This window comes from Nostoc sp. CALU 1950 (assembly GCF_051172895.1).
In the GTDB taxonomy this organism is placed as follows: Bacteria; Cyanobacteriota; Cyanobacteriia; order Cyanobacteriales; family Nostocaceae; genus Nostoc; species Nostoc edaphicum_A.
On sequence record NZ_JBDNJQ010000064.1, the window covers coordinates 36121 to 42470 of the forward strand.

General features: G+C 46.3%; 2 protein-coding genes. Both read left to right on the plus strand.

What is annotated here, in order from left to right; genetic code table 11:
- Positions 1 to 61 precede the first annotated feature (61 nt).
- Positions 62 to 1939, plus strand: coding sequence for a DNA-directed RNA polymerase subunit gamma (locus ABF638_RS18360; protein WP_094342607.1), 1878 nt, complete (start codon positions 62 to 64; stop codon positions 1937 to 1939).
- A 102-nt stretch (positions 1940 to 2041) separates the two neighbouring features.
- A complete protein-coding gene (locus ABF638_RS18365; RefSeq protein WP_435024435.1) occupies positions 2042 to 6091 on the plus strand; it encodes a DNA-directed RNA polymerase subunit beta'' in 4050 nt (1349 codons plus the stop codon).
- The last annotated feature ends 259 nt before the right edge of the window (positions 6092 to 6350 follow it).

A 6350-nucleotide genomic window follows, 5' to 3' on the forward strand; every position in this document is an offset into this window, starting at 1 on the left:
TAATTCAAACCTTAAAACTAAATATACTCAAAACTCATAACTCGAAACTCAGCACTTAAGTATGAGACCTGCCCAAACTAATCAGTTTGACTACGTAAAAATCGGCTTGGCTTCCCCCGAACGCATTCGGCAATGGGGCGAGAGAACATTGCCCAACGGTCAAGTAGTCGGTGAAGTAACCAAGCCAGAGACAATTAACTACCGAACTCTCAAGCCAGAGATGGATGGCTTATTTTGTGAGCGCATTTTTGGCCCAGCGAAAGATTGGGAATGCCATTGTGGCAAATATAAAAGAGTTCGTCATAGAGGTATTGTCTGTGAGCGCTGTGGGGTAGAAGTCACCGAGTCACGGGTGCGTCGCCACCGCATGGGCTATATTAAACTCGCTGCACCAGTAGCTCACGTTTGGTATCTCAAAGGCATTCCTAGCTATATTTCCATCCTGTTGGATATGCCCTTGCGGGATGTCGAGCAGATTGTCTATTTCAACTCTTATGTTGTCCTGAGTGCAGGTAATGCCGAAACTTTAACTTACAAACAGCTACTGAGTGAAGACCAGTGGTTGGAAATAGAAGACCAAATTTATAGCGAAGATTCTGTGCTGCAAGGCGTAGAGGTAGGTATTGGTGCTGAAGCGCTGTTGCGTTTGCTTGCCGATATCAATTTGGAACAAGAAGCCGAAAGCCTACGCGAAGAAATTGGCAACGCCAAGGGACAAAAGAGAGCCAAGCTAATTAAGCGACTGCGGGTGATTGACAACTTTATCGCCACTGGTTCCAAACCAGAGTGGATGGTAATGGCAGTCATTCCTGTGATTCCCCCGGACTTGCGCCCAATGGTGCAACTAGATGGTGGACGGTTTGCCACGAGCGATTTGAATGATTTGTATCGGCGGGTAATTAACCGCAACAATCGTTTGGCGCGTTTGCAAGAAATTTTGGCCCCAGAGATTATTGTGCGGAACGAAAAGCGGATGCTGCAAGAAGCAGTGGATGCTTTGATTGACAATGGTCGTCGCGGACGCACTGTGGTAGGGGCAAATAACCGACCCCTGAAATCTTTGTCCGACATTATTGAGGGTAAACAAGGACGTTTCCGACAAAACTTGTTAGGTAAACGGGTTGACTACTCTGGACGTTCGGTAATTGTGGTCGGGCCAAAGCTGAAAATTCACCAGTGCGGTTTGCCTAGAGAAATGGCAATTGAGCTATTTCAACCATTTGTAATTAACCGCCTGATTCGTAGCGGTATGGTAAATAATATCAAAGCTGCGAAAAAGCTGATATCCCGCAATGATCCCAGTGTTTGGGATGTGTTGGAAGAGGTGATTGAAGGACATCCTGTAATGCTAAACCGGGCACCAACATTGCACCGCTTGGGTATTCAGTCTTTTGAACCAATTTTGGTAGAAGGTAGAGCGATTCAACTGCATCCTTTGGTGTGTCCAGCGTTTAACGCCGACTTTGACGGCGACCAAATGGCGGTACACGTCCCTCTTTCTTTAGAAAGTCAGGCGGAAGCGCGGTTGTTGATGTTGGCTTCTAACAATATTTTATCGCCAGCTACAGGTAAACCGATCATCACACCTAGCCAAGATATGGTGTTGGGAGCCTATTATTTAACGGCAGAAAATCCCGGTGCGACAAAAGGTGCAGGAAATTACTTTTCTTCGCTAGAGGATGTAATTATGGCTTTCCAGCAAGATCAAATTGACTTGCACGCCTATATTTACGTAAGGTTTGACGGTGAAATAGAATCAGACCAACCGGATACAGAACCCGTGAAAGTGACGGAAAACGAGGATGGTACTCGCACATTACTCTATAAGTTCCGTCGAGTCAGACAAGACGCGAAAGGCAATGTACTTTCACAGTATATATACACAACTCCTGGCCGGGTTATTTACAACAATGCCATTCAGGAAGCACTAGCAAGTTAATTCGTAATTTCTAATTCGTAATTCGTAATTGAAGAATGAATTACGAATTACGAACTACGAATTACGAATTATTAATTATTGATGACTCAGGACTAATGATTAATGACTAACGAAAAAATGATTTTTCGCAATCGCGTAGTTAACAAAAGTCAACTGCAAAAATTAATTTCTTGGGCCTTTACGAATTATGGTACAGCCCGAACCGCAGTGATGGCGGACAAATTGAAAGATTTGGGATTTCGCTACGCTACCAAAGCAGGGGTTTCCATCAGTGTAGATGACTTGATGATACCACCAACTAAGCGATTGCTCTTAGAAGCAGCTGAGGAAGAAATTCGCGCTACTGAAACTCGTTATCAACGGGGAGAAATCACTGAAGTAGAACGCTTCCAAAAGGTAATCGATACTTGGAATGGTACTAGTGAAGCCTTGAAAGATGAAGTAGTCGTTCACTTCAAGAAGACTAATCCCCTGAACTCCGTATACATGATGGCATTCTCCGGGGCACGGGGTAACATCTCACAAGTCCGGCAGTTGGTGGGAATGCGGGGACTGATGGCAGATCCTCAAGGGGAAATTATCGATTTACCGATCAAAACCAACTTCCGTGAAGGGCTAACTGTGACGGAATACATTATTTCGTCTTACGGTGCCAGAAAAGGATTGGTGGATACTGCTCTACGGACGGCTGACTCTGGTTATCTCACCCGCCGTTTGGTGGACGTTTCCCAGGATGTAATTATTCGGGAATTTGATTGCGGTACCACAAGAGGTCTTGCCATTCGACCAATGACAGAAGGTGCTAAAACCTTAATTCCTCTGGGAACCCGCTTGATGGGACGGGTAATTGGCGAAGATGTGGTGCATCCGGTCACAAAAGAATTGATTGCAGCACGCAATTCGCCAATTCCTGAAGACTTGGCGAAGAAAATTGAAAAATCTGGGGTGGAAGAAGTTGTGGTGCGATCGCCACTAACTTGTGAAGCCGCACGTTCTGTCTGTCAACACTGCTACGGCTGGAGTTTGGCACACGCCAAGATGGTAGATTTGGGCGAAGCTGTAGGGATTATTGCCGCCCAAAGTATCGGCGAACCTGGTACTCAGTTAACCATGCGGACATTCCACACGGGTGGTGTGTTTACTGGGGAAGTGGCGCAACAAGTTCGTTCCAAAATTGATGGGACTGTCAAGCTTCCTCGCAAACTGAAGACCAGAACATATCGTACTCGCCACGGTGAAGATGCCCTCTATGTTGAGGCTAATGGCATCATGCTTTTGGAACCAACAAAAGTAGGTGATGTTACCCCAGAGAACCAAGAGGTTCATCTTACCCAAGGTTCAACACTATATGTATTTGATGGAAATAAGGTAAAACAAGGTCAGTTGTTGGCAGAGGTTGCCCTCGGTGGACGGACAACTCGGACTAATACAGAAAAAGCCGTTAAAGATGTTGCCTCCGACTTAGCAGGGGAAGTGCAATTTGCCGAAGTAGTTCCAGAACAAAAAACCGACCGTCAAGGTAATACAACAACCACAGCCGCACGCGGTGGTTTGATTTGGATTTTGTCTGGAGAAGTTTATAACTTACCGCCTGGTGCAGAATTGGTGGTGAAAAATGGTGATGCGATCGCTGCTAATGGAGTTTTAGCAGAAACCAAGTTAGCCAGTTTACACGGTGGTGTCGTGCGCTTGCCAGAAGCTACCCCAGGTAAGAGTACCAGGGAAATTGAGATTATCACTGCTTCTGTGGTTTTAGACCAGGCAACCGTGACAGTCCAAAGTTCTCAAGGTCGTAATAACTACTTAGTATCTACTGGCAACAACCAAGTATTTAACCTCCGGGCTACACCAGGCACAAAAGTGCAAAATGGTCAAGTGGTAGCTGAGTTAATTGATGACCGCTATCGCACAACCACTGGTGGATTCCTGAAATTCGCAGGTGTTGAAGTCCAGAAAAAAGGTAAAGCCAAGCTGGGTTATGAAGTGGTGCAGGGTGGTACCTTATTGTGGATTCCTGAAGAAAGCCACGAAGTTAATAAAGATATCTCCTTGCTGTTGGTGGAAGATGGTCAGTTTGTAGAAGCTGGCACTGAGGTAGTGAAAGATATCTTCTGCCAAAACAGTGGTGTGGTAGAAGTCACCCAGAAAAACGACATCCTGCGGGAAGTGGTGGTGAAGCCAGGGGAACTGCTGATGGTGGACGATCCAGAATCAGTTATCGGGCGAGATAACACCTTCATCCAACCAGGTGAGGAATTCCAAGGCAACGTCGCTACGGAATTGCGTTATATCCAGTATGTAGAAACACCAGAAGGTCCCGCCCTGTTGAGTCGTCCAGTAGTTGAGTTTGCCGTACCGGATAATCCAGATGTGCCATCAACCACATCGGTAAGTCAAGAAACCGGGCGATCGATTCAGTTGCGAGCTGTGCAAAGACTGCCTTACAAAGATTCAGAACGGGTCAAATCTGTTGAAGGTGTGGAACTGCTGCGAACCCAGCTTGTGCTGGAAATTGAGCAAGAAGGGGAACAAGACCACAATGCCTCACCCTTAGCAGCAGATATTGAATTGGTTCAGGATACTGAAGACCCAGAAGTTCAACGTTTACAACTGGTAATTTTGGAATCCTTGGTAATTCGTCGAGACATTACCGCCGATGCTACTCAAGGTAGCACCCAGACGACACTTGAGGTACATGATGGGTTAACCATTGCCCCCGGTTCTGTGGTTGCACGTACCCAAATCTTGTGTAAAGAAGGGGGAGAAGTGCGGGGTGTTAAAAAAGGAACCGAAAACGTGCGTCGGTGTTTGGTGTTGCGCGACGCTGACAGGCTTCCCATTAATACTAGTACTCAGCCCAAGGTGAAAGTGGGTGACTTGCTAGTAGAAGGTACAGAAGTTGCTCCTGGAGTTTTTGCCCCAGAATCAGGGCAAGTGGTGGATATCAAAAGTGCCGCGGCTGAATCTGGTGGGGAGTCAGCTTTGAGTACTAAAAACTACGTTATTACTACCCGCATCGGTCGCCCTTATCGAGTCAGCCCTGGTGCTGTGTTGCAGATAGAAGATGGCGATTTGGTACAACGGGGTGATAACTTGGTGTTGCTGGTGTTTGAACGCGCCAAAACCGGAGATATCATTCAAGGTTTGCCCCGGATTGAGGAACTACTTGAAGCTCGGAAACCGAAAGAAGCGTGCATTCTATGCCGGCGGGGAGGAGAAGTTAAGGTAGTTTACGCTGAGAGCGGTGATGAAGCGATCGCTATCAAGGTCGTAGAATCAAATGGCGTCGTCACAGATTATCCTCTGGGGCCAGGACAAAATTTGATTGTCCCCGATGGATCTTATGTTTTGGCCGGACAACCCTTGACTGATGGCCCATCCAATCCCCACGAAATTTTGGAAATCTTCTTTAGCCTGGGTTCTGAAGACGGAATCTATGCTTGTGCCAGCATTGCCTTGCAGAAGGTACAGACTTTCTTGGTGAATGAAGTGCAAATGGTGTATCAGTCTCAAGGGATTGATATTTCCGATAAGCACATTGAAGTGATTGTTCGCCAGATGACCAACAAAGTGCGGATTGATGATGGTGGTGACACTACCATGCTTCCCGGCGAATTAGTGGAACTGCGCCAAGTTGAGCAGGTGAACGAAGCGATGGCAATTACAGGCGGTGCTAGGGCACAGTATACCCCAGTATTGTTGGGGATCACCAAAGCATCGTTGAACACCGACAGCTTTATTTCCGCCGCATCCTTCCAAGAGACAACACGGGTACTTACCGAAGCCGCGATCGAAGGCAAATCTGATTGGCTACGCGGATTAAAGGAAAACGTGATTATCGGGCGATTGATTCCGGCTGGTACTGGTTACAATACCTATGAAGAACCAGGAGCGATCGATGATTATGCTGCTGAGATTAGCAGTAGTGTCTTAGATGAAGTTGATGATCCCTTGGATATGGTCTTAGATGACCGCACAGCTCGCACCTATAATTTAGATTCTCCGACTCTTGGGGAATCTGGTTTTGGCAGCAGACGTGCAGAAAGGTCAGTTCTAGATGACGAAGATGAATTAATCGCCGATGAAGTACCAGACGACGACGATTACGAGGAAGAAGAGGAAGACGACGAAGATGATTTCGACGATGAATAGAGACTTGAAATTTCGTGTCTCTATTAAAAGCTAAAAGGTAATATCAAGCCTAGTACGTGGTTTATTACTGTCTTAACAGTAATAAACCACGTTTCATTAGGAGTCTGCTCAATTACCCATAAAAAAACTATCCCACCCCTTGACAAGGCCAGCAATCAATACTATTAACGCGATGTGCGACTTATTGTTTCGTTACACAAGTCGGGTGTATGAACGATTGAAAAGAAAATTCCCACAATCCGCACTGGAGCGAGAAAAT

Coding starts and splice junctions, on each gene's coding strand:
- ABF638_RS18360 (WP_094342607.1), top strand. CDS start 62: ATGAGACCTGCCCAAACTAATCAGTTTGACTACGTAAAAATCGGCTTG.
- ABF638_RS18365 (WP_435024435.1), top strand. CDS start 2,042: ATGACTAACGAAAAAATGATTTTTCGCAATCGCGTAGTTAACAAAAGT.